This is a genomic window from Frankia sp. CcWB2 (genome assembly GCF_977927585.1).
The window spans coordinates 9,146-11,711 of record NZ_CDWRCM010000124.1 but is presented as its reverse complement, the minus strand read 5'-3'; the positions used below and the strand labels follow the sequence as shown (position 1 = coordinate 11,711).

Annotated in this window: 2 protein-coding genes; both read right to left on the bottom strand. The window is 65.6% G+C overall.

What is annotated here, in order from left to right; translation table 11 throughout:
* Positions 1–1,068 (bottom strand): metallophosphoesterase (locus ACY45C_RS13910; RefSeq protein WP_462188028.1); only part of this gene is annotated, 1,068 nt, incomplete at its 3' end.
* 83 nt (positions 1,069–1,151) lie between these two features.
* Complete coding sequence (locus ACY45C_RS13905) at positions 1,152–2,132, bottom strand: CehA/McbA family metallohydrolase (protein ID WP_462188027.1); 981 nt, start codon at positions 2,130–2,132, stop codon at positions 1,152–1,154.
* Positions 2,133–2,566: the final 434 nt, after the last annotated feature.

Sequence of the window (2,566 nt, the reverse complement as noted above, 5' to 3'; positions counted from 1 at the left end):
CCCGGCCCCGGTCAGCTGGTGGCGCCAGCGCACCACTGCCGTGGCGGCGTGCGGTGGGTGGCGGGGCGGGTCGGGTATCTCGAAGGTGGACCGTTCCAGGCCTGTGGGTGCCACCGCCCGGGTATGCAGGGTGATTTTCTGCCCGTCCCAAGTGACGACCCGGAACGACGGGGGGGTGTAGTCCAGCGACCCGAATAGCGCGGTCGGGGTGCTCACGTGCAGGGTGCCGTCGACCTCGACCACCCGGGAGACGTGCCGGTGCCCGGAGAACGTCGCGGCGGGGGGGCGTGGCAGCCCGTCCAGGACGGAACGCCACGGCTGGTCGTGGGACAGCAGGATCCACGGGGTTTGCGGCGGGATCGATGCCAGGTCGGCGCGTAGCCAGGCGTCCTGCGCCTCGTGGTCGAGCCCGAGTTCGTGGGTGAGCCAGTCCAGCGCGACCACGTGCAGCCCGGGCAGATCGAACGAGTACCAGCGCGGGCCCAGGTTACGTTCGTAGCCGGCGGGATCGGCGGAATGCATGAGGTAGCCGGTGCGGGTGATCCGCATGTCGAACAGCCCGGGGTTGTTCGCGATGTGGTCGTGGTTGCCGGGCAGCAGGTGTACCGGCAGCGGGCTGGTGCTCACCGCCCCGCGCAGCAACTCGAACTCCTCATCGCTGCCGAAATCGGTGAGGTCACCGGTCACGATCACCGATGACACCTCCCCGGCGCGTTCCGTGACCCTCGCGAGGAACTCCGACAACGCCTGCGCCGACCCCAGCTCCGCCGGCCGTGAGAACAGCGTGTGGTCCAGTGCCGGATCGCGGAGGTGGAGGTCGGAGACGTGCACGAACCGGTACGGGAAGGCAACCGGGACGGGGGTGAGGGTGAACGTCACCGACTCCTCGGCGGCCGGGGCGAACCAGCGGTCGGCGGCATAGCCGGCGGGGCGGGTAAGGAACACGAACGGCCCCGCCGCGGCCAGCGAGAACGTCCCGTCCGTCGCGCTGGTGGTGACCGTACGGCCGTCGCTGACGAGCACACCGGGACAGGCCCGCCCGTCGGCGGTGACGACACGTCCACGCATGAAGATAGCCTTTCTCGAGATCAGACGCGGAGATACGAGCTACGACACTCGGTGAGGACGTCGCCGACCTCAAGAAGAGCTCGTTATGGCCACAATGGATTACTCCAGGCGCAGCGGCCATCGGGGGCGACAACGGTAACGCGGCAGTACTTGCCACTAAAGGAACTGAGATCAAATGTGGCTGATGTAATCTGCTCATGAGGGGTCGGGAGCTGTTGTTGCATGTTCAGCCACTGGTCTCCGCCGCCGGCGAGCACGATTGCGCGTGCCGGGCTGGTATGGACGTCAAGCTGGTTGCCGCGAACCGACATCGCGGTGATTTCTGGACCCTGGGTTGCATAGTAGGCCCCTGCCTTTAGCGATTGGAGGATCGCGTCCGGGCTGTTGCGCTCGGCTCGTACTTGTAGCCAGCCTCCACCGTGGCTGTCGGGGTGCTCAAAGTGGGCGTCGTCGCTGGCGTCGACGAAGAGTCGGTGGCCGGCTTCGAGTAGGCCGTCGTAAAAGTAGCTGCCGTCAGCACCGTGCGGCAACATGGTGGCCATGCTGTGGTTGTAGATCTCGACTGCGTCGACTGCATGAAGCCCAGAAATTGTGTCGGCGGCACCGAGCGGTAGGTTGTTGAGCCCGGGGTGTAGCAGCACCAGAAATGCTCCGGCATCTTTGGCACGCATGATGGCGTCGACGTGGGCGGCGGGGCTGTCGTCCGGCGGTGGGGCGAAGTCCAGTGGGAGCCCTGCGGCGGTAACCCAATAGCAGTGACGGTCGGTCCAGGCGGCGGAGCTTAGTTCCGCACCGACGATCGCGGTGAACTCCTCGGAGGAGAACGCCGTGGTGTCGGCTAGTCGCCAGTCGTAGGTGGCTTCATAGTGGTCGGAAAGCACGATCCAGTTGTGGCCGGCGGCCTGGTATGTAGCTATTACTTCTTCGACGCTCAGAAGTCCGTCCGAGTCGGTCGAGTGGCAGTGCAACTGCCCGCGGTATAGCTGTCCGGGCTGGGTCCAGGCGCGCAGTGCGGTATCGACGTCGCGAGAGGACTGCACTGTTGAATGGCCCGCTGCTAGCATGTCGCTGCTCCAAGGTTGGCGGCTTGGGTTGGGTCGTTGAAGCTAGTCTTCGGGTAGGTGATCGAACCGAGGGCGAGCAGCAAAAGATCTTGAGCTAGAGCGATCTTTGCTGCCTGGGGGCCCTGGGACCCAGGACTCAGGCACGCATGGACGACCGTGGCGGCCCCCGCACCAGTTCGGCAAGGGTGCCAGGTGGCGCGTCAGCAACGCTCGCCATGCCGGCCTCACTGGGCCTGATCGTCACGTCCACGAACCTAGCCGCACGGAACAATGTTCCAATGAACGATGGATGGACATTTCCTATCAAGGATGTATCGAAACTTCGTTTCACGCCTGCTTCTCGCGCAGCGACGGGGGCCGGACCCGCGGGTCTGCGAGCGTGTCAGCTGGGTAGGGGCCCGGGGACCCGAACCCCTGGCTTCCTCTGGCTTCCT

Bases quoted from the DNA above. Each gene is read 5' to 3' on its own strand.
- ACY45C_RS13905 (WP_462188027.1), bottom strand. From the start codon at position 2,132: ATGCTAGCAGCGGGCCATTCAACAGTGCAGTCCTCTCGCGACGTCGAT.